The 22,854-nt window shown below is 54.9% G+C and carries 31 protein-coding genes and 1 tRNA gene; 15 read left to right on the forward strand and 17 right to left on the reverse strand.

Annotation, left to right across the window (positions count from 1 at the left end):
• Positions 1–3: 3 nt before the first annotated feature.
• Entirely contained in the window at positions 4–624 is a 621-nt protein-coding gene (locus QOL67_RS18095; protein WP_283427391.1) for a YitT family protein, read from the reverse strand.
• 140 nt (positions 625–764) lie between these two features.
• On the reverse strand, positions 765–1,979 hold the full coding sequence (locus QOL67_RS18100; RefSeq protein ID WP_283427392.1) for an NADP-dependent isocitrate dehydrogenase: 1,215 nt from the start codon (positions 1,977–1,979) through the stop codon (positions 765–767).
• A gap of 218 nt (positions 1,980–2,197) precedes the next feature.
• Between QOL67_RS18100 and QOL67_RS18105 the strand changes: the two genes are divergently transcribed.
• Both QOL67_RS18105 and QOL67_RS18110 read left to right on the forward strand, forming a co-directional pair.
• The gene (locus tag QOL67_RS18105) at positions 2,198–4,024 is read left to right on the forward strand and encodes a glycerophosphodiester phosphodiesterase (protein WP_283427393.1); all 1,827 of its coding nucleotides are present in this window, start codon (positions 2,198–2,200) and stop codon (positions 4,022–4,024) included.
• Positions 4,011–4,574, forward strand: coding sequence for a hypothetical protein (locus tag QOL67_RS18110; RefSeq protein ID WP_283427394.1), 564 nt, complete (start codon positions 4,011–4,013; stop codon positions 4,572–4,574). Before QOL67_RS18105 ends, QOL67_RS18110 begins: the two co-directional genes overlap by 14 nt.
• A 1-nt stretch (position 4,575) precedes the next feature.
• On the opposite strand, the gene QOL67_RS18115 is transcribed toward QOL67_RS18110, so the two are convergent.
• From QOL67_RS18115 to QOL67_RS18125, 3 genes are read right to left on the reverse strand one after another with little or no spacing between them, the layout of a single operon-like run.
• Positions 4,576–5,157 carry an HD domain-containing protein gene (locus QOL67_RS18115; protein WP_283427395.1) on the reverse strand — a complete coding sequence of 194 codons (582 nt, stop codon included), beginning with the start codon at positions 5,155–5,157 and terminating at the stop codon, positions 4,576–4,578.
• Positions 5,154–5,402: a hypothetical protein gene (locus tag QOL67_RS18120; RefSeq protein WP_283427396.1), complete on the reverse strand. Its 249-nt coding sequence runs from the start codon at positions 5,400–5,402 to the stop codon at positions 5,154–5,156. The genes QOL67_RS18115 and QOL67_RS18120 overlap by 4 nt, the downstream gene beginning before the upstream one ends.
• On the reverse strand, positions 5,402–6,058 hold the full coding sequence (locus QOL67_RS18125; RefSeq protein ID WP_283427397.1) for an alpha/beta hydrolase: 657 nt from the start codon (positions 6,056–6,058) through the stop codon (positions 5,402–5,404). The genes QOL67_RS18120 and QOL67_RS18125 overlap by 1 nt, the downstream gene beginning before the upstream one ends.
• 165 nt (positions 6,059–6,223) lie before the next feature.
• Here QOL67_RS18125 and iscR point away from each other — a divergent pair, with 165 nt between their 5' ends.
• The 12 genes from iscR to QOL67_RS18185 all read left to right on the forward strand — a co-directional run bounded on the left by iscR (position 6,224) and on the right by QOL67_RS18185 (position 14,514).
• Complete coding sequence (iscR, locus tag QOL67_RS18130) at positions 6,224–6,700, forward strand: Fe-S cluster assembly transcriptional regulator IscR (RefSeq protein ID WP_283427398.1); 477 nt, start codon at positions 6,224–6,226, stop codon at positions 6,698–6,700.
• Positions 6,697–7,749 carry a cysteine desulfurase family protein gene (locus tag QOL67_RS18135; protein WP_283427510.1) on the forward strand — a complete coding sequence of 351 codons (1,053 nt, stop codon included), beginning with the start codon at positions 6,697–6,699 and terminating at the stop codon, positions 7,747–7,749. Before iscR ends, QOL67_RS18135 begins: the two co-directional genes overlap by 4 nt.
• A gap of 9 nt (positions 7,750–7,758) precedes the next feature.
• Positions 7,759–9,282 (forward strand): Fe-S cluster assembly protein SufB, encoded by a 1,524-nt coding sequence (gene sufB, locus QOL67_RS18140; RefSeq protein ID WP_283427399.1) that lies wholly within the window; start codon positions 7,759–7,761, stop codon positions 9,280–9,282.
• Positions 9,275–9,472: a hypothetical protein gene (locus tag QOL67_RS18145; protein ID WP_283427400.1), complete on the forward strand. Its 198-nt coding sequence runs from the start codon at positions 9,275–9,277 to the stop codon at positions 9,470–9,472. The genes sufB and QOL67_RS18145 overlap by 8 nt, the downstream gene beginning before the upstream one ends.
• Before the next feature lie 6 nt (positions 9,473–9,478).
• Complete coding sequence (locus QOL67_RS18150; protein ID WP_283427401.1) at positions 9,479–9,685, forward strand: hypothetical protein; 207 nt, start codon at positions 9,479–9,481, stop codon at positions 9,683–9,685.
• Position 9,686: 1 nt separating this feature from the next.
• A complete protein-coding gene (locus QOL67_RS18155) occupies positions 9,687–10,001 on the forward strand; it encodes a heavy metal-binding domain-containing protein (protein WP_283427402.1) in 315 nt (104 codons plus the stop codon).
• A 55-nt stretch (positions 10,002–10,056) separates the two neighbouring features.
• Positions 10,057–10,812: a Fe-S cluster assembly ATPase SufC gene (gene sufC, locus QOL67_RS18160; protein ID WP_283427403.1), complete on the forward strand. Its 756-nt coding sequence runs from the start codon at positions 10,057–10,059 to the stop codon at positions 10,810–10,812.
• Positions 10,812–12,098 carry a Fe-S cluster assembly protein SufD gene (gene sufD, locus QOL67_RS18165; RefSeq protein ID WP_430458969.1) on the forward strand — a complete coding sequence of 429 codons (1,287 nt, stop codon included), beginning with the start codon at positions 10,812–10,814 and terminating at the stop codon, positions 12,096–12,098. Before sufC ends, sufD begins: the two co-directional genes overlap by 1 nt.
• Positions 12,098–12,583 (forward strand): YIP1 family protein, encoded by a 486-nt coding sequence (locus QOL67_RS18170; RefSeq protein WP_283427404.1) that lies wholly within the window; start codon positions 12,098–12,100, stop codon positions 12,581–12,583. The genes sufD and QOL67_RS18170 overlap by 1 nt, the downstream gene beginning before the upstream one ends.
• Positions 12,580–13,161 (forward strand): YIP1 family protein, encoded by a 582-nt coding sequence (locus tag QOL67_RS18175; RefSeq protein ID WP_283427405.1) that lies wholly within the window; start codon positions 12,580–12,582, stop codon positions 13,159–13,161. The genes QOL67_RS18170 and QOL67_RS18175 overlap by 4 nt, the downstream gene beginning before the upstream one ends.
• A gap of 1 nt (position 13,162) precedes the next feature.
• On the forward strand, positions 13,163–14,383 hold the full coding sequence (locus QOL67_RS18180; RefSeq protein ID WP_283427406.1) for a cysteine desulfurase: 1,221 nt from the start codon (positions 13,163–13,165) through the stop codon (positions 14,381–14,383).
• Between the two features lie 54 nt (positions 14,384–14,437).
• Positions 14,438–14,514: transfer RNA gene (locus QOL67_RS18185), tRNA-Arg, on the forward strand.
• An 80-nt stretch (positions 14,515–14,594) separates the two neighbouring features.
• Here QOL67_RS18185 and QOL67_RS18190 read toward each other — a convergent pair.
• The 11 genes from QOL67_RS18190 to QOL67_RS18240 all read right to left on the reverse strand — a co-directional run bounded on the left by QOL67_RS18190 (position 14,595) and on the right by QOL67_RS18240 (position 21,132).
• On the reverse strand, positions 14,595–15,674 hold the full coding sequence (locus QOL67_RS18190) for a tyrosine-type recombinase/integrase (RefSeq protein ID WP_283427407.1): 1,080 nt from the start codon (positions 15,672–15,674) through the stop codon (positions 14,595–14,597).
• Between the two features lie 129 nt (positions 15,675–15,803).
• Positions 15,804–16,490: a nucleoside triphosphate pyrophosphohydrolase family protein gene (locus tag QOL67_RS18195; protein WP_283427408.1), complete on the reverse strand. Its 687-nt coding sequence runs from the start codon at positions 16,488–16,490 to the stop codon at positions 15,804–15,806.
• Between the two features lies 1 nt (position 16,491).
• The gene (locus QOL67_RS18200) at positions 16,492–16,632 is read right to left on the reverse strand and encodes a hypothetical protein (protein WP_283427409.1); all 141 of its coding nucleotides are present in this window, start codon (positions 16,630–16,632) and stop codon (positions 16,492–16,494) included.
• Positions 16,629–17,504, reverse strand: a complete 876-nt coding sequence (locus QOL67_RS18205; protein ID WP_283427410.1) for a DUF5131 family protein — start codon at positions 17,502–17,504, stop codon at positions 16,629–16,631. Before QOL67_RS18205 ends, QOL67_RS18200 begins: the two co-directional genes overlap by 4 nt.
• A 106-nt stretch (positions 17,505–17,610) precedes the next feature.
• Positions 17,611–18,597, reverse strand: coding sequence for a DUF2303 family protein (locus QOL67_RS18210; protein WP_283427411.1), 987 nt, complete (start codon positions 18,595–18,597; stop codon positions 17,611–17,613).
• Positions 18,598–18,665: 68 nt separating this feature from the next.
• Complete coding sequence (locus tag QOL67_RS18215; RefSeq protein WP_283427412.1) at positions 18,666–19,097, reverse strand: hypothetical protein; 432 nt, start codon at positions 19,095–19,097, stop codon at positions 18,666–18,668.
• Between the two features lie 17 nt (positions 19,098–19,114).
• Positions 19,115–19,381: a hypothetical protein gene (locus QOL67_RS18220; protein ID WP_283427413.1), complete on the reverse strand. Its 267-nt coding sequence runs from the start codon at positions 19,379–19,381 to the stop codon at positions 19,115–19,117.
• Positions 19,378–20,067: a hypothetical protein gene (locus QOL67_RS18225; RefSeq protein WP_283427414.1), complete on the reverse strand. Its 690-nt coding sequence runs from the start codon at positions 20,065–20,067 to the stop codon at positions 19,378–19,380. The genes QOL67_RS18220 and QOL67_RS18225 overlap by 4 nt, the downstream gene beginning before the upstream one ends.
• Positions 20,064–20,324, reverse strand: coding sequence for a hypothetical protein (locus QOL67_RS18230; RefSeq protein ID WP_283427415.1), 261 nt, complete (start codon positions 20,322–20,324; stop codon positions 20,064–20,066). The genes QOL67_RS18225 and QOL67_RS18230 overlap by 4 nt, the downstream gene beginning before the upstream one ends.
• Before the next feature lie 218 nt (positions 20,325–20,542).
• Complete coding sequence (locus tag QOL67_RS18235; protein WP_283427416.1) at positions 20,543–20,875, reverse strand: hypothetical protein; 333 nt, start codon at positions 20,873–20,875, stop codon at positions 20,543–20,545.
• Entirely contained in the window at positions 20,872–21,132 is a 261-nt protein-coding gene (locus QOL67_RS18240; RefSeq protein WP_283427417.1) for a hypothetical protein, read from the reverse strand. The genes QOL67_RS18235 and QOL67_RS18240 overlap by 4 nt, the downstream gene beginning before the upstream one ends.
• A 182-nt stretch (positions 21,133–21,314) precedes the next feature.
• Between QOL67_RS18240 and QOL67_RS18245 the strand changes: the two genes are divergently transcribed.
• Positions 21,315–22,025: a hypothetical protein gene (locus QOL67_RS18245; protein WP_283427418.1), complete on the forward strand. Its 711-nt coding sequence runs from the start codon at positions 21,315–21,317 to the stop codon at positions 22,023–22,025.
• Here the strand turns inward: QOL67_RS18245 and QOL67_RS18250 are convergent.
• Positions 22,022–22,759, reverse strand: a complete 738-nt coding sequence (locus tag QOL67_RS18250) for a hypothetical protein (RefSeq protein ID WP_283427419.1) — start codon at positions 22,757–22,759, stop codon at positions 22,022–22,024. The genes QOL67_RS18245 and QOL67_RS18250 overlap by 4 nt on opposite strands.
• Positions 22,760–22,854 lie beyond the last annotated feature (95 nt).

Below are 22,854 nucleotides of genomic sequence, written 5' to 3' on the forward strand. Positions count from 1 at the left end.
CGGTTAGCGCGCGATGTAACGATCGCGACGGTGATTTGTTGCGATCATAATATTGGTTACAGCCGCGCCTATCAGCGAGAACATCACCGCATTGAGGTCAAAAAACGACACCGCCAGCCCAAAGACAAAAACATCAAAGCTCAATTGGACCCAGCCGGCTTTGATGCCTTTGGTGTCTTGCAGCCAAACCGCTACGATGCCGATGCCGCCCAAAGTGGCGCCATGGCGGAAAAGAACAATCAGACCCGCTCCAGCAGTCACACCTGCAAGCACAGCGCCAACAAGTGGGTGCACTGTGGCGATTTGGAATACCTGTGGGAGCAAGAAGGTCCAAAGTGTCAGAAGACCTACGGCAGCGAAGGTCTTGAGAGTGAAAAACCAGCCCATGCGCAGGTAGGCGATGACATAGAATGGCAAGTTCAGGACAAAGAAGAGTGCGCCAAACGTGAGGCCAGTGGCCTTGGCTGCGACCAGAGACAGGCCGGCGATCTGGCCGGTAAAGAGGTCTACTGCCTGTAGGAACTGAACAGACAAGGCAACGAGCAATGTACCAACCACCAACCCTTGAATGTCATCAAAAGGGCTGTGTTTTTCGGGACTTGGAGATTCAATAAAACTTACCATGGCACCGGCTTTGCCGCAGCGCGGCGAGACTGTCTAGAGGGAGCGACGCAAGGCCGCTATGCGCTGGGGGTCTACCGGACGAGTGGTAAAGGACAGCCTAAGGCACGAGAAGTGTGCCTTAGGTCATTTTGTCTCAGGGATTAGCCTGCGAGGGCTTTGTTCAAGTTCTCGTCGATCTTTTCGAGGAACCCCATGGTGGTCATCCAGCCTTGATCCGGGCCAACCAGAAGGGCCAGGTCTTTGGTCATGTGACCGCTTTCCACGGTGTCGATGATCACCCGTTCCAGTGTTTCAGCAAAGGCGCGCAGAGCGATATTGTTGTCCAGTTTCGCGCGGTGCTTCAGACCACCAGTCCAAGCGTAGATCGAGGCGATCGAGTTGGTGGAGGTGGCTTCGCCTTTCTGGTGCTGGCGGTAGTGGCGGGTCACGGTGCCGTGCGCTGCTTCGGCCTCAACAATTTTTCCGTCCGGTGTCATCAGCTGCGAGGTCATCAGGCCAAGCGAGCCAAAGCCCTGTGCTACGGTGTCAGATTGCACATCCCCATCGTAGTTTTTGCAGGCCCAAACAAACTTACCGTTCCACTTCATGGCGCAGGCGACCATGTCGTCGATAAGGCGGTGTTCGTACCAGATGCCTGCGGCTTTGAATTTCTCGGCAAACTCTTCCTCATAGACCTTCTGGAACAGATCTTTAAAGCGGCCGTCATAAGCCTTCAGGATGGTGTTTTTGGTGGAAAGATATACCGGCCAGCCTAGGTTGAGACCATAGTTCAGCGAGGCGCGCGCGAAGTCGATGATCGAGCTGTCGAGGTTGTACATCGCCTGATACACGCCGGCGGACGGTGCATCGTAGACTTCTTTCTCGATTACGGTGCCGTCTTCGCCGACAAATTTCATAGTTAGCTTGCCAGCGCCGGGGAACGTGAAATCGGTAGCTTTATACTGGTCGCCAAAGGCGTGACGACCGACGACGATGGGAGAGGTCCAGCCCGGCACAAGACGCGGCACGTTGCGACAGATGATTGGCTGGCGGAAGACCACGCCACCAAGAATGTTTCGGATGGTGCCGTTGGGCGAGCGCCACATTTTCTTGAGGCCAAACTCTTCAACGCGCTGCTCATCCGGCGTGATGGTGGCACATTTGATCGCTACGCCGATCTCTTTGGTTTTTTCAGCGGCGTCGATGGTGATCTGATCCTCGGTGCGGTCCCGCTCTTCGATGCCAAGATCATAATACAGCAGGTCGAGGTCCAGGTACGGCAACATCAGTTTGTCTTTGATGAATTGCCAAATGATACGTGTCATTTCATCGCCGTCCATTTCGACGATGGGATTATCCACTTTGATCTTGGTCATGGGGGTCTCCTGTGAACCGAGTCGTATTAGCGCCTCTCCTAAGGGAAATATCGGGCTATGGAAAGGCTTTGTATGCTATTGTATACAGTTTGGGTTGGGCGCGAATTTTTGTTGCGTAAAACGTAGCATGACAATTGCTTTTGACAAAATACCGCCACCTCTCGACCGCAGCGGGGGACAGGGGTAGGATCACGTTAAACGGGTGTTGGAGTGGTGATGTGAAGCAGGCAATGTCGGAAGTGGTGCGATGTTTCGGAGTGGCATGGCAGTTGCGTGTGCCGTTTGTGCAATCTCATCTCGTGTTTAACTTATTGCTGGCAGCGGCATTTGCGCCCTTAATGGCCGGCACGGTGCATCTGGCGTTGAAGCTCTCAGGCCAACCTGCCTTGGCTGATTTTGACATCGCTCTATTTTTGCTCTCTCCAGTTGGGTTTGTGGCGGGAGTGCTGATCGTCGGACTGGCCTTGGTTTTGCTGACGTTGGACGTGTCTTTCATGATGGCGGTGGCATTGCGCGACCGGGAGGGAAAATCACGCGGGTTTTTGGACGGTGTGGCGATGGTGTTCCCGCGTGCGCCTGCTGTGCTTGGATTGGCCGTTCAGTTTTGCCTGCGGCTTTTGGTTATGTGTTTGCCGTTTCTGGCGGTCTGCGGATTGGCCTTTGTCAGCTGGATGACGGACTACGACATCAACTATTACCTCAGCTTCCATCCACCGAAATTTGTACAAACTGTGGTGGTTTGCGGCATCGCCTTGGCGCTCATGGTGGCTTTGGTGGTGTGGCGGACACTGGGCTGGGTTCTGGCATTGCCGCTGGTGGTGTTTGACAATCGGCGGGCAGGGGAGGCCCTACGTGAGAGCCAGGCACGCATGGCGGGCCGACGCGTAGAATTCCTTGGTCGATTGGCAATCTGGGCGGGGTTAGGCGCTGTGGTCGGCGGCGCGGCCTTGTTTGTTGTGGGCGTGATTATTCAGTTTGGTCTGTATTTTGTGCCATTTGGGCTCAAGGGGCTGGCCGCGTTTCTGTTGCTTTCGACGGCTTTATGGGCACTTCTCAACCTGATCCTCACATCCCTGACCACCGGCGCCTTGGCTGTGGCCTTTATGGGGTTCGCTGACTGGCCCAATGCCGGTCAAAAACGGGAGTTGCCCAAGGCGATTTTGGGGGGCGTCGTGGCTGGGGCGGCTGTTGTCACTCTGCTTGGCGGGTTTGGCATCGCGGAGCTGATGAGGGTTGATCAGGATCGACCGGTTGCCGTTATCGCGCACCGAGGCGCATCCGGCGCGGCGCCAGAAAACACGTTGGCCGCTGTAACGCGTGCGGTTGAGGATCAAGCAGACTGGGTGGAGATCGATGTGCAGGAAACCGCGGATGGCATGGTGGTTGTGGTGCATGACAGCGACTTTATGAAAGTGGCTGGAAATCCGTTGAAAATCTGGGATGCGACGCTCGCAGATCTGGAAAAAATTGACATTGGTAGTTGGTTTGATCCGTCGTTTTCGTCTGAACGCACGGCCACGTTGGAAGAAGTGCTACTGGCGACGAAGGATAAGTCGGGCGTGGTCATTGAGTTGAAATACTACGGCTATGACAAAGATCTTGAGCAACGGGTGATCGACATAGTGGAAGCTGCCGGCATGGTGGATCAGGTTAAGATCATGTCGCTGAAGGCGGATTCGGTCGCGAAGATGCGCGCGCTGCGTCCGAACTGGACTGTGGGGATTTTGGCTTCGGCATCGCTTGGAAATATGTGGGATCTGGATGTCGATTTTCTGGCTGTGAACAGCGCCACCATGTCGCGGCAATTGGTTCGCGGGTCCCAAGACGTCGGCAAAGAGGTTTATGTTTGGACCGTGAACGACGCGTTGTCGATGTCGGGCATGTTGTCTTACGGGGTCGACGGGCTGATCACCGATGAACCTGCGCTTGCACGGCAGGTTTTGGCAGATCGTAAGACTTTGACTGGCGTTGAGCGGTTGGTGCTTGGATTGGCGGGGCGGATTGGGCTGGATGTGCCACATCGAGGCGATGATGACATTCAGTGAAGCATTTGCAGTTCTGTTCTTAGTCAGTGTTTTGACTGATCCTGCTGCTGCACAAAATTCAGATGACGGACCTGGTTGGTCGGCCAAGGTGGAAATCTGGCGGCACAGTCGATTGCAAGCCTTGCGAGAGACCGACCCAGCCGCTTTGGTACCGTTCACAACAGATGGCTGCTCAGGTGGCATGTCTGCGGCTTGGGGAGCGATGGCAAAGACATTTCCCTGGTTCGCGCAAGTTTTTGCGCATGAAGCGCCTTGGCATGACTGTTGCGTGGTGCATGACCAAGCCTATCATTTGGGGGGAGAGGATCCGGTTCCGGAAGCTGGGTTTCGCGCCCGACTTGAGGCGGATGAGGCGTTGCGGCAGTGCGTGCAAGGTGTGGCGGACAGCGAGGCGGATGTGCTTGCGCAGCAATATGACAGCACGCCGGATGATGTCGCCGCGGCGGTCTATTTTGTGTCGGAACGCATGTATGATGCTGTGCGTGTTGGAGGGTTGCCGTGTTCAGGCCTGCCGTGGCGTTGGGGCTATGGCTGGCCGCAGTGTTTTTAACTTAACCGTTTTCAGAAAACCATTTGGCGATACGGGTTTTTAAGTGGTCCCAAATCGCGGGGGCGCCCTTGGCGACTTTCCAACCTACGCGGTCTTCAAGCTGTTGCTTGGTCACGTTGTACTCGGGCCAAGTACCGCCGTTGGTTTCAAGGTTGCCAACCACCGGCTGCACCCTGTCGATGCTTTTGGCAAAAACGGCGTCATCACTTTCTGCCGCTTCAAACTCGTCCCACAACGTGCGCATGGCGCTCGCTTGATCCGAGGGCAAAAGGCCAAAGATACGGTCTGCCGCAGCGCTTTCCGCAGCTTCCATCGCTGCGATATCGTGATCGCCGTGTATTGGGCTATCACCCACATCGATTTCAACCAAGTCGTGGATCAGCAACATGCGGATCACCCGGTCGATATTGATGTTTGTCTTGGCATGTTCCGACAAGATCATCGCGTAGAGCGCAATGTGCCAGCTGTGGCTGCCACTGTCTTCTTTGCGGTGACCATCCAGAACATTGGTGGCGCGATAGACAGATTTTAGTTTGTCTGCTTCGGTCAGGAAGGCGAGCTGTGCGGAAAGACGGTCGTTCATTTGGGGGTTTCTGTCTTCGCAGCCGCTGCAGCACGCGCTGTCTTTACTTTATTGACCAGAAAGGCGCGGCCTTTCTCTTCGGACATACGTATACGCACTTCCATCAGGTACGCCTCTTCAAGCGACTGCGAGGACGCGCCAAGCACCGCACTTACCTCCATGAAGATACGTTCGTCACCCAGTTCTTTTTGAGCTTTGATTGTATCTTCGGCAAGTTTGGATGCCAGCGTGTCCAATGCGCTCATTAGCGGCTGCTCTCTGTCAGGCGACGTTTCACGTAGTTGGTGACGTTGCCAGTCATCTGATCCATGTAGTCGTCGGTCTCAAAGAAATGCCCCGCGCCATCGATCTCTGTGTGCGTGATCGTGATACCCTTTTGCTCGTGCAATTTGTTCACAAGCGTGTGGGTTTCTGCAGGCGGTGCAACGCGATCTGCCGTGCCGTTCAGGATCAAACCAGAGCTTGGGCAAGGCGCAAGAAACGAGAAATCATACATGTTGGCTGGTGGGGCAATCGAGATAAAGCCAGTGATTTCTGGCCGACGCATCAGCAATTGCATGCCAATCCACGCACCAAAAGAGAACCCGGCCACCCAGCAATGCTTGGAATTGGTGTTCATCGATTGCAGGTAGTCCAGCGCTGATGCCGCATCAGACAGCTCACCGACACCCTGATCATATTCACCCTGTGATCGACCAACACCACGGAAGTTAAACCGAAGCACTGTGAAGCCCATGTTGTAGAAGGCATAGTGCAGGTTGTAGACAACCTTGTTGTTCATGGTGCCGCCAAATTGCGGGTGCGGATGCAATACAATCGCGATTGGCGCATCTTTTTCTTTTTGTGGATGATAGCGGCCTTCGAGGCGGCCTTCTGGTCCCGGAAAAATCACCTCTGGCATATTTGTCGCTTTTCTCCCTGAAAAGGTATGAACGAATTCTTGACGAATTTGCTCTGTCACCTTAGAACGCTTCTAATTAGTTGAACGGTTCAAAAACAAGCCGTTCCGGTCCTAGCGACTTAAGCATATGCATGGCTGAGGTCAATCAATTCGAAGGGGTGCTTCATGAAACTGTCGACAAAAGGCCGTTATGCGGTGGTTGCATTGGCCGATATTGCACTTCAACCGCCTGAAGATCTCGTGAGTTTGAGTGAAATCTCCAAACGGCAAGACATTTCGCTTCCCTATTTGGAGCAGCTTTTTGTGAAATTGCGGCGTGCTGAGTTGGTTGTGTCCGTGCGCGGGCCCGGTGGCGGATATCGTTTGGCGCGTGCAAAGTCCGAGATTCGGGTGGCGGATATTTTGGCAGCGGTGGATGAGACGGTTTCAGCTTTGCACACCGGGGCAGGGGCCAGCGGGGGGTCTTGTGGCTCTCGGGCGCAGTCGATGGCAAACCGGCTCTGGGAGGGGCTGTCTGCGCATGTGTATGTGTTTCTGCACCAAACCCGTCTGTCCGATATTGTCGAGAACGAGCTGGCGCCGTGTCCTGCAGTCCCAACATTGTTTTCTGTGGTTGATGAAATGGCGGACGAAAACGCCTGATGCGTGCCTATTTGGATCATAATGCAACAACGCCACTGCGCGCTGAAGCTCGTGAGGCGATGATTTCCGCCATGGAGGTCTACGGGAATCCGTCGTCGGTACACTCCGAGGGGCGAAAAGCCAAAGCGATCCTAGAGCGAGCACGGGGCGATATTGCCTCGGCCTTTGGTGCGGATGGCGCGGATGTGATTTTTACCAGCAGTGCAACAGAGTCTGCGGCTTTGGCTTTGTCAGGGCGTGAACTTCACGCGGCTGGCGTTGAACACGATGCCGTAAACGCTTGGACACAAAACGATCTGGACGTTGATGCGCAGGGTACTGTGGTGGTTCACGACCCAAGTGCGAGTTGTGTACAACTCGCCAACTCTGAAACAGGAGTGGTGCAATACTTACCTGACGGCGTGCTCGTCAGCGATATGACGCAAGCCTTTGGCAAGCTGCCGGTGGCCTTTAATTGGACTGGTGCGCAGATGGGACTGATTTCCGCGCATAAACTAGGTGGGCCCAAAGGAATTGGGGCTCTTGTGGTTAAGCGAGGTACCGAGGTGCCAGCACAGTTACTGGGGGGTGGTCAGGAAATGGGCCGTCGTGCGGGCACGGAAAACGTGATAGGTGCCGCAGGATTTGCGGCAGCGGCAAAGGCGGCGGCGCAAGATTTGGCCGATGGTGTTTGGGATCGGGTTGCGTCTCTCCGCGATATGCTGGAAGACAGGCTATCCGCCGAAGCGCCTGATGCCATAATCGTTGGCAAAGGAGTTAAGCGGCTTCCCAACACGACGGCCGTTGCGGTGCCGGGCTGGAAGGGTGAGACGCAGGTCATGCAAATGGATCTGGCTGGTTTCGCGATTTCGGCTGGGTCGGCCTGTTCTTCAGGCAAGGTGCGCGCCAGTAAGGTGCTGACCGCGATGGGATTTGACGAGTTGACGGCTGCAAGCGCCATACGGGTGAGCTTGGGGCCACACACAAGCGAACAGGACGTCATGGGTTTTGCCGATAAGTGGCTTGCTCAGATGAACAAACACCGCGCATCGGCGCGACAGAAAGATTAGGAGACGCACATGGCTGTAGTTGAGGAAACCCAGGTCAAAGACGGTGTTGACCAGGAAACCGTGGATGCCGTGCGCGAAGTTGGCGGCAAATACAAATACGGTTGGGAAACCGAAATCGAGATGGAATATGCCCCAAAAGGGCTGACTGAGGACATTGTCCGCTTGATTTCAGACAAGAACGAAGAGCCGAAATGGATGACCGACTGGCGGCTTGAGGCGTTTAAGCGCTGGCTGACCAAAGAGGAACCAGAGTGGGCGATGTTGGATTATCCTGAAGTGGATTTTCAGGATCAGTATTATTACGCGCGCCCTAAAAGCATGGAAGTTAAGCCCAAGTCACTAGATGAGGTTGATCCTAAGCTGCTGGCGACTTACGAAAAGCTTGGTATCCCGCTCAAAGAACAGATGATTTTGGCAGGGGTTGAAGGCGCTGAAGACGCGCCTGCGGAAGGTCGTAAAGTCGCTGTTGATGCGGTATTTGACTCCGTTTCCGTTGGGACCACCTTTCAGAAAGAGCTGAAAGAAGCGGGCGTGATTTTCTGTTCGATTTCTGAAGCGATCCGTGAGCATCCGGAGCTGGTGAAGAAATACCTCGGCTCTGTTGTGCCGGTGTCTGACAACTTCTACGCGACGCTGAACAGCGCAGTGTTCTCGGATGGGTCGTTTGTTTACGTACCACCGGGCGTGCGCTGCCCCATGGAGCTGTCCACGTATTTCCGGATCAACGCGGAAAACACCGGCCAGTTTGAGCGCACATTGATCATCGCGGACAAAGGCTCTTATGTGTCTTATCTCGAAGGCTGTACCGCACCACAACGTGATACCAGTCAGCTGCACGCTGCTGTGGTTGAGATTGTGATCGAAGAAGATGCCGAGGTGAAATACTCCACGGTTCAGAACTGGTACCCTGGCGATGAGAACGGCAAAGGCGGTATTTACAACTTTGTGACCAAACGGGCCGACTGTCGTGGCGACCGTGCCAAAATTATGTGGACACAGGTCGAAACCGGCTCTGCCGTCACTTGGAAATACCCGTCCTGCATCCTGCGTGGTGATGATGCGCAGGGCGAGTTCTATTCGATTGCGATCACCAACAACCACCAGCAGGCTGACACCGGCACCAAGATGATACATCTGGGGAAGAACACCAAGTCGCGGATTGTCTCTAAAGGCATCAGCGCTGGTGTGGCGCAGAACACTTATCGCGGTCAGGTTTCCATGCATCCGAAAGCCAAGAACAGCCGGAATTACACACAGTGTGACAGCCTGCTGATTGGCGACAAATGCGGGGCGCACACCGTGCCGTACATTGAGGTGAAGAACAATTCGTCTCGTGTGGAGCACGAGGCAACGACGTCCAAGGTGGATGACGAGCAGATGTTTTATTGCCGCCAGCGTGGCATGGATGAGGAAGCGGCTGTGGCGCTTATTGTGAATGGCTTTGCCAAGGAGGTACTGCAAGCGCTGCCCATGGAATTTGCCATGGAAGCACAACAACTTGTGGCGATTTCTCTGGAGGGGTCCGTTGGCTAACTATCGTTCTAAGATGCGCGAAAAACTGGTTGCGGTCTTGCCATTTGTTATGCCGGCGATTGGCGGGATGTTGGGGGTGATCTACCTCAATACCGCCGACGGGTTTCCAATCCCGTTCTTGTGGGTTGGAATCGGCATTTTGGGTGGCTGGCTCGCGGGACGTGTTTTGGTGCGATTGTTGGATAGGTAAGCACAGATGGAAACCATCCAGGCGTTGATACAGCAATCAGCAGGTGTGGGCGCGGGGATCGCGTTTGGATCAGCCGTGGGCTTTGGTCTGAGAAAAATGCGGTTAGGGAATTCGGACGGGCTGATTTCTGGCTCTGTTTTTGTGACCTCTGCAGTCTGTGGGTTAGTTGCGATGGCCGCGATGATGGCGATTTCTTACGTTGGAGGTTTTTGAGATGATTGTGACAACAACACCATCGATCGAAGGTCATCAGATTACCGCCTATCACGGCATTGTTGTGGGTGAGGCGATCATGGGGGCAAATGTCGTGCGGGACATCTTTGCCTCCATCACAGATATCGTCGGTGGCCGCTCGGGCGCCTATGAAAGCAAACTGCAGGATGCGCGCGAAACGGCTCTGGCTGAGCTGGAACAACGCGCTTCCGCCAAAGGAGCCAACGCCGTTGTAGGTGTTGATCTGGATTATGAAGTTGTGGGTGACACGATGCTGATGGTTTCAGCCAGCGGCACAGCTGTCACCGTGAAATAAGACAAGAAATGACCGGGTGCTTTGGCATCCCGTGGAAACGCGAAGGAAGATGAACATGTTGGAAATCAAAGGCCTGAAGGTCAAACTTGAAGAAGAAGACAAGCAGATCCTCAAAGGTGTGGATCTGAAAGTGGAAGCGGGTAAAGTGCACGCTATCATGGGGCCAAACGGCTCAGGAAAATCCACATTGTCTTATGTGTTGTCCGGCAAAGACGGCTATGAAGTGACCGCAGGCGAAGCCACGCTGGCTGGCGAAGACCTGCTGGACATGGAAGCGGAAGAACGCGCCGCGCTTGGCCTGTTCCTGGCGTTCCAGTACCCTGTGGAAATCCCAGGGGTTGGCAACATGACCTTCCTGCGCACCGCGGTGAATTCTCAGCGCAAAGCGCGTGGTGAAGAAGAGCTGTCCGCGGCGGATTTCCTGAAAGAAATTCGCGCCAAAGCTAAGACGTTGAAGATCGATGCAGACATGCTGAAGCGTCCGGTAAACGTGGGCTTCTCCGGTGGTGAGAAGAAGCGTAACGAAATCCTGCAGATGGCGATGCTTGAGCCAAAGATGTGTATCCTCGATGAAACTGATTCCGGCCTTGACGTGGACGCCATGAAACTGGTGTCTGAGGGCGTGAATGCGCTGCGTGATGAAGGCCGTGGATTTCTCGTTATCACGCACTATCAGCGTTTGCTGGACCACATCAAACCAGACGTTGTGCATATCATGGCGGACGGCCGCATCATCAAGACCGGTGGCCCTGAGCTGGCGCTGGAAGTTGAGAAAAACGGCTACGCAGATATCTTGGCGGAGATGGCGTAATGGCTGCACTGGCTAAGAAACAAGAGGCCGTTGCAGCCCGTCTTGACGGAATGACGCTTCCTGCGGGTGGTCAGTGGGCCTCTGAAGCCCGAGAGGCGGCTTTGGGTCGTCTGCGTGAGATGGGGCTGCCGGAGCGTCGGGACGAGTACTGGAAGTACACACGCCCGGACACGCTGACACAAGCGGATGCGCCTGAGGCTGCAGTCTTTGAGACCGGTGAAGCTCCGCTGTTTGGCAGCTTTGATCGTATCAAGGTTGTTTTTGTCGATGGTGTCTTTGACGCGGATCAGTCGGATGAGTTGGCTGGTGAAGGCCTGTCCATTGAGCGGCTGGCGGATGTGGCGGTCAAAGACATTCATTGGGCCAAAGACCTGTACGGTCAGTTGGAAACCAATGGTCAAAAGCCAGTTGAGCGTCCATTGGCGGCCTTGAACTCCGCGTTTGCAACTGATGGCGTGGTGATCCACGTGACTGGCAAGGTTGAGAAGCCTGTGAGCCTTGTTTATCAGCACAAAGCTGATAACTCCGACGCAATTTTGCATCATGTGATAAAACTGGATGCGGGTGCAGAGGTGACGGTTCTGGAGAACGGTCCAGCTGCCGCGCGGTTCAACAAATCCATGGAAGTGGACGTGGCGGATGGCGCAACCTTCCACCATGTGCGGGCACAAGGGCGTGATCACGAACGTCGTGCGGTGACACATTTGTTTGGCCGTTTGGGAACCGAAAGTGTGTTTAAGAGCTTCACTCTGACCGTCAACGGGCGTCTGACCCGGAATGAGGCGGTGCTGGAGTTGACCGGTGATGATGCGACTGCACATGTGGCGGGCGCTTGCATGGGCGACGGTGATTTCCATCACGATGACACAGTTTTTGTCACCCATGATGCAGTGAACTGTGAAAGCCGACAGGTCTTCAAAAAAGTGCTACGCAATGGCGCCACCGGCGTATTTCAGGGTAAAATTCTGGTCAAGGCTGGCGCGCAGAAAACCGATGGCTATCAGATTAGCCAATCGCTGCTGCTGGATGGGGACAGCCAATTCCTGGCAAAACCTGAGTTGGAAATCTACGCGGACGACGTGGCGTGTTCTCACGGGTCAACCTCAGGTGCAATTGATGAAGATGCACTGTTTTATCTTCGTGCACGTGGTGTTCCACATGACATCGCGACCGATCTTATGGTGATGTCCTTTGTGGCTGAGGCGGTGGAAGAAGTGGAAAGCGAAGAGCTACGTGATGAGATCATTGGGCGCTTGGAGTCCTGGTTGGAGCGTCGGCGCGGCTGATGTCTGTGACGGGTGATATGATGGCAAGCTACCGCTCTCCAAGAGCGGTGGTACGCCGCCGTTTGGCCATGGGCGAACGGGAAGATCGTGCCTTTGCGGTCTTGATGGCCGCTTGCTGCGTGATCTTTGTGTCTCGCTGGCCTGCTCTGGCTCGAGAAGCACATTTGTCTGGAACAGAGTTGAACCCCTTGTTGGGCGCCAACCTGTTTGCGCTGATGTTTGTATTGCCGTTGATTGCGGTTTCTCTGGCCTTTGTCTCACATCTGGTGTTGCGTGCATTTGGGCGCAAACAATCCAGCTATGGCACGCGTTTCGCGTTGTTTTGGGCAATGCTGGCTACGGGACCGTTGTATCTATTAGTTGGTTTGGTTGAAGGCTTTATCGGTGAGAGCTCTGCGCTGACAATTGTTGGCGCGTTGTGGTTCATTGCCTTCGTTTGGATCTGGATTTCTGGTTTGGTGGAAGCGGGTAGGGTGTCCACATGAGACAGCAATTGACCACTTTGTTCTGGCTAACTGCTCGCGATCCGAGTGAGGCGGCCGTGGCCCTTATGAGCCGGCCTGTGCCGCGCAATGTAGCATGGATGGTTCTTGCTCTTGGGATTGTTCTTAATGCGCTGGCGCATTTTGCAACACTGACTCTGTTTCCAGCACCTCCGGAGTTGAATGTACCGTTTTTAACCGCACCCTTCCTGTACACGACCATCTTGGGATGTGGTCTCGTGTTGCTTGTCTTCTCATTCTACTGGGGGGGGCGTGCGATTGGAGGCCGCGGGCGGTTTGACGATATATTGTTGGCCATTGGTTGGCTGCAATACATGCGGTTTGCGGTTCAGATGGCATCGTTGTTGTTGATGCTGGCTATGCCAGGTCTGGCACTGATCTTCGTGATGGGAGTCGGTCTGTATTCGATCTGGGTCGTTTTGAATTTCATTAATGTTATCCATGGGTTCAACAGCCTTGGGAAAGCCGTGATGTTGGTGCTGATCACCATGTTGGGCATGACCGTCGGGATGACGCTGCTTTTGTCACTGGGTGCAGCAACCGCTATTGGAATGTCTTAAAATGTATGACGTCAAAAAAATCCGCGCTGATTTTCCGATCTTGAGCCGCGAAGTGAATGGTAAACCATTGGTCTATCTGGACAATGGCGCGTCTTCGCAAAAACCACAGGTTGTGATTGATGCAATCACACAGGCGTATTCGATGGAATATGCAAATGTTCACCGTGGTTTGCACTATCTTTCCAATCTGGCGACCGACAAATACGAAGCGGTGCGCGGCAAGATTGCCAAGTTTCTGAATGCGGCCAGTGAAGATGAGATTGTGCTGAATTCCGGCACCACCGAAGGCATCAATATGGTGGCTTATGGCTGGGCCATGCCGCGTTTAGAAGCTGGCGATGAGATTATCCTGTCGGTGATGGAGCACCATGCCAACATTGTACCTTGGCACTTCCTGCGCGAGCGTCAGGGTGTTGTGCTTAAGTGGGTGGATGTTGACAGTTCAGGCGCATTGGACCCGCAAGTGGTGCTTAACGCGATTGGGCCAAAAACCAAACTGATTGCCGTGACCCAGTGTTCTAATGTCTTGGGCACTATGGTGGACGTGAAGGCCATAACCGAAGGGGCGCATGCAAAAGGTGTGCCGGTGCTGGTCGATGGTTCGCAGGGGTCGGTGCATGCGCCGGTAGACGTGCAGGACATCGGTTGCGATTTCTATGCCATTACTGGCCACAAACTGTATGGGCCGTCGGGCTCCGGTGCGATCTATTGCAAATCGGAGCGTATGACAGAGATGCGTCCGTTCATCGGCGGCGGTGACATGATCAAAGAGGTCTCAAAAGAGGCTGTGATCTACAACGATCCCCCCATGAAGTTTGAGGCTGGTACGCCGGGTATTGTACAGACCATCGGCTTTGGGGTGGCGCTGGACTACTTGATGGAGCTGGGCATGGAGAATGTCGCGGCACATGAGGCCAAGTTACGTGACTATACCATGCAGAAACTGGCAGGTCTCAATTGGCTGCAAATTCAGGGTACAACGGCTGATAAAGCCGCGATCTTCAGCTTCACATTGGATGGTGCCGCCCATGCACATGACATTTCCACCATCCTTGACAAAAAGGGTGTTGCGGTTAGGGCAGGGCATCACTGTGCAGGGCCACTGATGGAGCATCTGGGAGTGTCCGCGACGTGCCGGGCCAGCTTTGGCTTGTACAACACCACAGATGAAGCGGACACGCTCATCGATGCACTTGAATTGGCGCACGAACTCTTTGGTTAGACGTTCATTTTGCGATTGCGGGGCGTAGCTGCACTGGCTATACCCCGAACTTAGGCACCTGTAGCTCAGCTGGATAGAGCGCTGCCCTCCGAAGGCAGAGGCCAGAGGTTCGAATCCTCTCAGGTGCGCCAATCTTTTCAATAGTTTAGGTGGTTTTTGCTTCGGTGATTTTTGCCGTGTAAATTTTACGCGTAAACAAAACCCTCGAAAATCAGCGCCTTTCGACCGCCCTCAACGCCGATTCTTGGAACGCTGGCGAGTGGTGGCCGTAGACCTTTTCGATGGTCTCTGGGCTGGTTGCGAAATAGCCTGCGGCATCCCAGATTGAGGCACCGTTTTGAAGCGTCCATGTGATGGCCGTGTGTTTCAGCGTGTGCGGGGTGCAGTGCTCTATTCCGGCATCCGATACCGCTTTCGTGAATGCTCGCTTGATGTCACCCACCCGCGCGCCCTGATAGGTCACGGCCCAATGGTCGCCAGAGGCTTTCCATCTACGCAGGTGCGCAGCAAGTTGACGTGGGATTCTGGCTGGAGTTCGGCGTTTCTTGGTTTGGCGTTCCCCGTCGCTGCGGCGGAACATGATATTGCGCTCCAGGTCAAACCACCCGCCAACCGTGTTCGGCTCAAATCCCATTCTCAAAATCGCGTCTTTGCGGGTGCCGGTATACAGCGCAATCAAGATGAAGTGTGCCAGGTGTTTGGACTTGTGGCCGCGATAGGCGGTCCAGAGCAGCTTTGCCGCCTCGTCACGGGACAGCCAGCGCTCTTTTGCTTCTGGTTTGTCCGGCAGCGTCACTGCTGGGGTAGATGTGATGTAGCCTTCGCGGTGGGCATAGCTTAGCGCCGCTTGCAATACGCCAAGCTCACGACGGGTTGTTCCAGGCGCGACGGGGGCAAATTCGATTGGCTCGCGCGTGTTTGGATCGGTCTTTGTAACTTTCTTGCGGGTCCGCGTGTAGCGGCGGCAGGTCTCGCCTTTGATGTGGCTGACTTTAAGTTCAGACCAAAAAGGCAAAAGGGCGGTGATGGCGTAGCCGATCCGATCAGGCGCGGCGACCGTTGGCGCGTACTCTTCCGCATAGATCGCCAGAACCTCACCGCAAGTTATGTTTGCGGGTTCATTGGCAGCACTTTGCCGCCCTTTCGTGGCGATGTAGGCGGCAAGGACTTTTTCAGCTTCGCTGCGGCTTGTGCAGCCCGTAGAGCGGGGCTTACAGCCGGTGTCGAAGATGTAGTATTGATCTCGGTGGTCGTATTTGTGGAGGCGTGCGCCTTTGGCTGGCCTTGGCATTTTCTCACAAGCTCCCCGTACCGGGTTGGGTCCAATCGTATCGCACGGCCCATGCGAATTAGAAAGCCGTGCTCTTCTGCTGCGGTGCGTAGGCTCGCCTTGGGGACGCCCAAATCAAGCGCCGCTTCATCAAGGGTCGCAAGTTTCGCCATTTGTTTCTCCCTTCAATGCGGCTGGGGTTTCTGTCATGCAGTCCTTCACGTCATCCACGCCACAGGTGGTGCAGGCGTCGTAAACGTGTTTGGTTCTGAAATTGCAGGCCTGCACGTCCATCCGTGTCGCCATCTCGTATTTCTCAGAGGTCTTGTTGAACTTCGCGACCACAGCGGCGTTGGGATCGATGCCGAAAAGTTTCGCTAGGCGGCCAATGCAGTATGCCAGCCCGGTGACTGCATCTCGGATTCGGTCGTGGTGGTGTTGTTTGGTGCGGTCGCTTGGGGCTGCATCAAGCGCCAAGTATGCGTCCACTAGTTCACCTGCGTCCGCGAAGGCTTCCAGCGCGAGCTTTGCCGGTGTTGGGAATTGGCGGGATAGGCTAAGGTGCAGCGGTGTGATCCGCCCTAAGCCCAACTCATTGACAAAGAGGTCCAGCGAAATCAGGGCATCCCCGATTTCATCTGCCACATCGTCAAGGGTAAGCGTTGTTCCGGCAATGTCGCGTTGTGCGCGCAGCCATTTTTTGACTGCGCCCATGACCTCGCCCACTTCATCTGCAACTTCTAGCGCCCGAAAAGCGGCGTCTGCTTTGTCGTTTCCTGGCCACTCTTGTTGGCGGGCGATGTTGGCTGCGCGTAGGGCTTCAAAGTTCACTGTCATTTTATGCACTCGCTTTTGAAACTGGTTTTCCGGTATAGACGACATCCCCAACCCGGATAGACACGCGGCCATCGGGGAGGGATTTGCAGGGGATGCCAACTATCGACACGCAGGTGCCTATGGTGATCGTCTTTAGGGTCATGTCGGGTATCCATCATGAACGACGCCATCAAGTTTACGCCCCAAGGCTTTGATTTCTTTTTGGTTCCGGCCTTCCCATTGCTTGAAATGAAACGGGGTTTGGGTTTCTAGGCATTGATCCCGTAAACTCCGGAACCATTCCGGGTCGGCTTTCCGGTGCATTGCCCCGCTTTCGCCGCCGGCTATAACCCAAGTTACGCTACGACGCAGCATGACGTATTCGCGTCCGTTGTGCAGGTGTCCGGGCGTCAGGTCGTTGCTGCCTTCCGGCATCCAGACTTTGCCCCTTAGTGCATCCAAGAAATAGTTATTGCCGTTGTAGGGAATTGTGGTGAGGTCAATTGGGGCAAGTAAGGGTTCACATGAAAGGAAGTGCTGCCGCGCGTTGTGTTCCAGAAGTTCAGGGATGCGCCTGTTCGCCTCGGCTTGGCTTTCAACCGTGGTCCCCAGCCAAACGTTGGCGTAGCCCCAGCCGTGATCCGACCAATCCTGCGGAAGGAAGCGATACAGGTTTTGCGGACGTTTTGTCAGTAGCAACCAATCCAGATTTGGTGTGTCTTTGATTAACTGCCAGAGATCATCCCGCCACGATTGCTGAATACTCTTGTGGTTGTCGAACACGTCAGCCAAGGACGCGCAGAACACGCGGGGGCGATCCGTCGCACCCTCCGCTTGCCGGTTCCATTTCAACGGTGTTTTCCAGTAGCCCTCGCTGGTGCGTTTTCGTGGCGCGTGTGGGCCCCATTCAACTTGTTTGAAGCGCGCGGTCTGAACCTCTGCATAGCAGTGGTCACACGCCGGGCTGACTTTGGTGCAGCCGATCCACGGGTTGAAGGTGTGGGTTGTCCACTCGATACCGCTGTTTTCCGCCATTCCGTCTCTCTCCTTCTTCATTGACCCGCTTGGGGGTTAGGCTGTGGCGCGCGTCTTGCGTTGACGTCCGTCGCTGGCCCCTGTTTCCAAGGGCCAGAAAGAGGCGTCAGCTTTCGGGGGTGCCTACAAACACCGGCAATTTGGTGTTTTCATGGGCCTGCGTCACCGCTTCATCAAAGGCGGCTTCAAACACCTTTTCCGGGTTGTGCACCGACATAATGAACTTCACGCTGGAGCCGGATTTGCGGTAGCGAAAGCGCACGGCCATGCGGTAAGGCGCGCCATTCAGGAACACGGGAATTGCGATTGTGATCAGGTTCGGGATTTTGAGTGGTTGGCCGTCTGCGTCTTTGTGTTCGTTCAGGAATTGGATTTCCTGCTCCCCACTGTCGCGATTGGTCTTCACTGAAAGGTTGCTGGTTTCATGCACCTGGAATTGGCGTGACATGGACAGCAGTTCGGCCAGTTTGCCAAAACGGCCTTCCAGTTTTTGCGCGATTTCAATCAGGCGGTTTTCCCAAGGCTGATTGTTCTCCGCTTCTATGCCTTTGATCAGGGCAGGTGTTGGGTCCACCACATCAAGCGCATGGGACTCGATGAACTCGCCCATGACGTCTTTGTCCTGGGCCTGACCTGAAATCTCCATCCACGCTTTCCATTCGTCTGAAAGCGGGAAGTTGTAGATGGCTTTGTGGTGGCAGTGGCGCGCGCTGGGGTCGCCGTTTGGCGTGGTGACATCCGCTGGTGCCCCTGCGTGGTAGTCTGCAATGCAGGTCAGCGATGGGTCGCTCATGACCGGGTTGGCGAAGATCGCGGAAGTGTCGCCTTTGAAGCGGTTGGACCAGTCAATGAAGCTTTGTAGGTCTTTCGGGTTTGCCGTGCCCTTGCGGCGCATCGGTTTTAGGAACTCGGCAAGCTTGCGATGGTGTTCCGTCAGGTCTTCAACTTTTCGGCCATCTGGCAGAACCACCAGATGCGGTTGCGACATGTCGAAGTTGTCAGGGATGCTCAGGTCGGCGTGACTGCCAAGCGTCTCCATGGCTTTGCGCATGGTTTCTGCGGGATTTTCAGCGAGAATTTCTGTGTCAGACATGGTGTGCTCTTTGGTTTGATGTTGTGAATTGAAGCCGTAAGCGCGGCCTCTGGTTGGATGAAATTGGGTTAGTCGATGTCGCGCACTTCGCCGGTTTCCGGGTCGTGCGGGGTGACGTCGCGCAGGCCGGGGCGCATGCGTTTCATAAGTGGGCTGTAAAGGGTCAGATTGCCTTTATCGTCCACAAAGGCGGCGGCAGATGACGGTGGTGCTTTGGGGTGGGTGAAGTTCACCGTTGCACCCATGTCCAGGTCACCTTGCTTGCCTAGGGCATAGTTCACGGTGATCGTCATGGAGCCTTTGCAACCCTTAGCGCCGTGTTCCTCTTTGTGGTCCACCATGGCCACTTGCAGGTCTTTGTGGCCTGACTGAATGTCTTTCATAAATTCGCCATCATCAAACAGCGAAAAGAGCTGCTCAATTGTGCGGATTGCATAGGGGTCATGTTCCAACACGTCACCGGATGCGGTGGGTTCTGTTGGTGGTTTTTCATGGGTCATCACGTTGGGATTCCTCTCTATCGTGGGCGTGAAATCTTGCCGATGTGTGCGTCAAACTCTGTGCGCAGGGTTTGGAATTTTGCGACGGCGGTTGGGTTGGTGGTTAGCTCGCGGCGGCTTTGGACCTCGCAGGTCTGGCGCAGATATTCAGCGGCACCGGTTTCTGTGATCCAGCCGGATTGCAGTTTTAGCTGCACTTCAACAAACCGGTGAAACCGCTTGTCACTGCACAATATTCCGGCCTGAGTTGCAGCGGGGAGATGGTCAAAGGGAGTCCGGGTCATGCCGCCACCTTTAGGGCGTGGTTACCCCATTGATGGGCAGCGGCATCTGCAACGCCTTGAAAGGTCTTGCTGCGGATTTTCCACCGGTTGGGTCCTGGAGGTGCGCGGAAGATGGCTGACCAGCGCTTATATTCGTCGGTGCCGTGCTTGGGGGGCGTCAGTTTATTGGTAGCGGTTAGACCAGGCAGGCCACCCATGCGGTAAAAGCCGGTTGCCTTGAATGCCTTTTCACCAAACCACCACGGCTGCACAATTTGAGGGGTGGGCAGGTCGCAAATGCGCTCTTTGGCCCATTTGTGCATGACCGGGTTTTCAATCACACGCAGGGGAATCGGCGCGTTAAGGCAATCCTCAAATAGCGCGCAGGCCTCGTCAAACTCGGCAATCATATCCGCCCAGGTGCGGCCCTTGGGCAGCTTTTTGGGGTGGCTCTTGTTTGGACCGTAAAGCCACCGCTGACCGGCGCGGCACAGGCGGGTGCAGGGCGGGTGCATGACGCACAGCAAATCCCAGCGCCCTTCGTGCATCACGCGGCGCACATCGTCCTGGATATGTCGATTGGTCGGCGTGTCTGCTGGCAGAACGTCGCAAGAGAAGGCATTGAAGCCACGCGCCAAAAACGCATCACGCATTGCACCGCTAGTTTCACAGCCAATTAAGACGTTTATGTCTTTGGGAGATTTCATGCCGCCAGCGCCTTTTCATCGCGTTTCTTGACCGCCACATAGGGCCACGGCTTGCCATCGGCGCGTGCATTGGTGCGCAGGGCGTCTGCCTGATAGCGCCAGCCGCACCATGCGTAGTCCGTGCCCTTGGTTTCACCCTCGCCAGACAAATGCAGGTAGGCGCGTGTTTCGGTGTTGTAGAGGCGAATTTGGCTGTACCCATTTAGGCGGGCAAAATGGGCAGCTTGGCTCATGTTTTGATCAACGGGGGATGGCATGTGTTACCTCGCTTGATTGGGGCATTCGGGGCGCGTTGCGCCGCCGGGGCAGGCGCAGTGCGGGAATTGGGGGCAGGTGCTGTTGTCCTGATCTGTGGGCGCGTGTGATGCCGTCCCGTGAGCCAGTGGCCTGTCAGAAGTCACACGCGCCCGGTTTGGAGCGGCCCCCAGCGCCACCCCACGGACATGGAAAAGATGATTTGCAAGAGCGGCAGGCACTAGAAGAGGTCGCCACACAGGGCGCGGTGAGCGCGAGTGTCGTCATCGTCGACGGTGATCGCCTCTTGAGGGACGGTCAGTGGTGCAAGGCTGCGTTTGGCTGCCATTTTCCAGTTTCGCACTGCCTCTTCCTCTGAGCTTCCGCTGCCAAAAGTGTCGTGAAGCTGGATTTCAAATAGGTGGCTTGCGCCTGTGTTGTCGCTGGGCGGGATCAGGGTGCCACCGGTTTCGCGGGCCTCGTTTGCAAAGGCCTCGGCCTGTCCTGCGGCGTCCAGGCATTCCAGCGATAGAAGGAATTGCTGTAAGCGGGTGAATTGGGCCTGAAAGCTCATTGGATGCGCCCCGCCTTGCGGGTCACAAGCGTTTGGCCGGTTGTTTGGCGGAAGCTTGCACGGGCGCGGTCAAAGGCACGGTGCGTCAAAACCTGTTGCGCCATCTCTTGGGTTTTCAGGGAGTGCGCCGCCTCGTTGAGCGCGTCCACGTCTCCCGCCGCGACCTTCTGCAACCATTCGTCAGGCAATTCCTCTTCGGCGGTGAGTGGCAAGGCCTTCTTTTGTTCAACGCGGATGATTTTTGAAATGTTGGTCATGAAATACCTCCGATGTTTCGGTGACGTTATGTCCGATTTATCGGATAGTCAATATTTATGTCCGAAATATAGGTTAGGGCCGCGTGCGACAATCGCCTTTGGGGTGAAATGAGTCGTCTGACCTCTTGCAAAATGCAGGGGAGTTGGGGCGAAATTCCGGCGGTGCACTAAAGGGGGTAACCATGAGAACACTGGCGCAAGCTGCGAGATTAGGCCGTTTGGTGGCGTATTTGGAAGAAAAGGGATTTGATGTTGAGGAAGTGACGGACCCATCCGAAATTGCGGATTTGGTCACCGATGTCGGGAAGCCATATTTGACGCCAATGTCATCGCCTCTTCAGAATGACTTCACTGAGGGAAACATTTTGTGCCTTGTGGCAAGGCGCGACGGTGTGCCCGTTATGATGGGGTGCGCTCGCCTTGAGGATCTCGGATCGGAAACGGTTGGGCGTTATTGGTCGCGAGTATTTTCGCGGGCGTATGCCAGGGGGGAAAGTGACCGTGTGGTGGGGGCTGTTCTGCCAACGATTGAAGATGAAATACGGGGGCGGTTGGTCTATTTTGGGGACTTGTTCGTCTCTAAGGAGGTTCGCGGATCGCGTCTTGCCTTGCGCGCGTTTGTCGCAATTGGCCACTTGGCAGTTTCGCTAAAGTGGAAGCCCAACTGGACCTACTGCTTTATTAAGGAAAGCGACGGGATGTTATCCACCGCTGGAATTTATGGATTTAACCGAATTTTTGGACGCCCTTTCCAGTGGGGGATTGAACCGCCTGCGCCGCGTTCTAACAGTGAATTGCTTGTGGCTGTCTCAAGTGACGATCTGCCTGCCATGACGGGCTTGGTGATGCAGGCTGTCGAGCGTTCTGGCGCGGCGCGGGCCGGGGCTTCTTAGACGATCAGCAGTGAAAAGTTCAGAATGGTTTTGGTGCCTTCTGCGTCTTCTACATGCAGAAGGCACCTCAAAAACTCCATTCTGACCTTAACTGGTTGATTTGGCATTTGGATGCTTAAGTTTTCAATGGTTGTTAAAGTTCCAAGCTTACTAGCCTTCGCATAGTCACGCCGCCACTTATCCGCAAGTTCCCGGTCCTCTAAGGTGTCAACGGCTTCTTGCAAAACGTCTTTGTCTGCGCATCGCATTGTGATGGCTGCAAGGCTTTGCTGCCCGACTTCCTTGCATTCGAGTCTCTTGGATCTTGCATTTGGCGGGTGGTATTGATCACAGCGATCAAGCCACGGCACGAAGGCTTCAATGCGCCCACCCGATTTTGCGTAAGTTCGAAGAAGAGCATCGACGGATAGTCGATTTTCGTCCGCCTCCACTTGAGAAATTAGAGTTTCCAGGGTGTGGGTGGCGAGCGGTTTAATTGACTTCGTCGCGGTTTCAACTTTCGGAAGTTTTCTCTCTGTGGTGAGGGCATCAAGTGTCGTGTTAAGCAGCGCTGCGGCACGGGCCATTCCAAAGATACCTGGTCCTGTCTTGCTTTCATCCAGGCGGGTATCTCTCAGGATGTTATAGATCGTTTTGCGCCCAAGCCCGGCGTCCTCTGAAAACCGATACACATCATTTTTGTATTCTTCGGAGCAGGAGATGGCGTCTCCCAGTGCGGCACGAAAACCCTTCATAACTGGCAACCTTTCCTAAATTTAGGAAAGTTATATGTTGATCTTGACGGCTTCTGTCAAGGATATATTACCGTTAGGGTTGTGGGGGCGGTTTT

Origin of the sequence: Shimia sagamensis, assembly GCF_900182745.1 — a bacterium.
Taxonomy (GTDB): Bacteria; Pseudomonadota; Alphaproteobacteria; order Rhodobacterales; family Rhodobacteraceae; genus Shimia; species Shimia sagamensis.

Bases quoted from the DNA above. Each gene is read 5' to 3' on its own strand.
- QOL67_RS18095 (WP_283427391.1), bottom strand. From the start codon at position 624: ATGGTAAGTTTTATTGAATCTCCAAGTCCCGAAAAACACAGCCCTTTT.
- QOL67_RS18100 (WP_283427392.1), bottom strand. From the start codon at position 1,979: ATGACCAAGATCAAAGTGGATAATCCCATCGTCGAAATGGACGGCGAT.
- QOL67_RS18110 (WP_283427394.1), top strand. From the start codon at position 4,011: ATGACATTCAGTGAAGCATTTGCAGTTCTGTTCTTAGTCAGTGTTTTG.
- QOL67_RS18115 (WP_283427395.1), bottom strand. From the start codon at position 5,157: ATGAACGACCGTCTTTCCGCACAGCTCGCCTTCCTGACCGAAGCAGAC.
- QOL67_RS18120 (WP_283427396.1), bottom strand. From the start codon at position 5,402: ATGAGCGCATTGGACACGCTGGCATCCAAACTTGCCGAAGATACAATC.
- QOL67_RS18125 (WP_283427397.1), bottom strand. From the start codon at position 6,058: ATGCCAGAGGTGATTTTTCCGGGACCAGAAGGCCGCCTCGAAGGCCGC.
- iscR (WP_283427398.1), top strand. From the start codon at position 6,224: ATGAAACTGTCGACAAAAGGCCGTTATGCGGTGGTTGCATTGGCCGAT.
- sufB (WP_283427399.1), top strand. From the start codon at position 7,759: ATGGCTGTAGTTGAGGAAACCCAGGTCAAAGACGGTGTTGACCAGGAA.
- QOL67_RS18150 (WP_283427401.1), top strand. From the start codon at position 9,479: ATGGAAACCATCCAGGCGTTGATACAGCAATCAGCAGGTGTGGGCGCG.
- QOL67_RS18155 (WP_283427402.1), top strand. From the start codon at position 9,687: ATGATTGTGACAACAACACCATCGATCGAAGGTCATCAGATTACCGCC.
- sufC (WP_283427403.1), top strand. From the start codon at position 10,057: ATGTTGGAAATCAAAGGCCTGAAGGTCAAACTTGAAGAAGAAGACAAG.
- sufD (WP_430458969.1), top strand. From the start codon at position 10,812: ATGGCTGCACTGGCTAAGAAACAAGAGGCCGTTGCAGCCCGTCTTGAC.
- QOL67_RS18170 (WP_283427404.1), top strand. From the start codon at position 12,098: ATGTCTGTGACGGGTGATATGATGGCAAGCTACCGCTCTCCAAGAGCG.
- QOL67_RS18175 (WP_283427405.1), top strand. From the start codon at position 12,580: ATGAGACAGCAATTGACCACTTTGTTCTGGCTAACTGCTCGCGATCCG.
- QOL67_RS18180 (WP_283427406.1), top strand. From the start codon at position 13,163: ATGTATGACGTCAAAAAAATCCGCGCTGATTTTCCGATCTTGAGCCGC.
- QOL67_RS18190 (WP_283427407.1), bottom strand. From the start codon at position 15,674: ATGCCAAGGCCAGCCAAAGGCGCACGCCTCCACAAATACGACCACCGA.
- QOL67_RS18195 (WP_283427408.1), bottom strand. From the start codon at position 16,490: ATGACAGTGAACTTTGAAGCCCTACGCGCAGCCAACATCGCCCGCCAA.
- QOL67_RS18200 (WP_283427409.1), bottom strand. From the start codon at position 16,632: ATGACCCTAAAGACGATCACCATAGGCACCTGCGTGTCGATAGTTGGC.
- QOL67_RS18205 (WP_283427410.1), bottom strand. From the start codon at position 17,504: ATGGCGGAAAACAGCGGTATCGAGTGGACAACCCACACCTTCAACCCG.
- QOL67_RS18210 (WP_283427411.1), bottom strand. From the start codon at position 18,597: ATGTCTGACACAGAAATTCTCGCTGAAAATCCCGCAGAAACCATGCGC.
- QOL67_RS18215 (WP_283427412.1), bottom strand. From the start codon at position 19,097: ATGACCCATGAAAAACCACCAACAGAACCCACCGCATCCGGTGACGTG.
- QOL67_RS18220 (WP_283427413.1), bottom strand. From the start codon at position 19,381: ATGACCCGGACTCCCTTTGACCATCTCCCCGCTGCAACTCAGGCCGGA.
- QOL67_RS18225 (WP_283427414.1), bottom strand. From the start codon at position 20,067: ATGAAATCTCCCAAAGACATAAACGTCTTAATTGGCTGTGAAACTAGC.
- QOL67_RS18230 (WP_283427415.1), bottom strand. From the start codon at position 20,324: ATGCCATCCCCCGTTGATCAAAACATGAGCCAAGCTGCCCATTTTGCC.
- QOL67_RS18235 (WP_283427416.1), bottom strand. From the start codon at position 20,875: ATGAGCTTTCAGGCCCAATTCACCCGCTTACAGCAATTCCTTCTATCG.
- QOL67_RS18240 (WP_283427417.1), bottom strand. From the start codon at position 21,132: ATGACCAACATTTCAAAAATCATCCGCGTTGAACAAAAGAAGGCCTTG.
- QOL67_RS18245 (WP_283427418.1), top strand. From the start codon at position 21,315: ATGAGAACACTGGCGCAAGCTGCGAGATTAGGCCGTTTGGTGGCGTAT.
- QOL67_RS18250 (WP_283427419.1), bottom strand. From the start codon at position 22,759: ATGAAGGGTTTTCGTGCCGCACTGGGAGACGCCATCTCCTGCTCCGAA.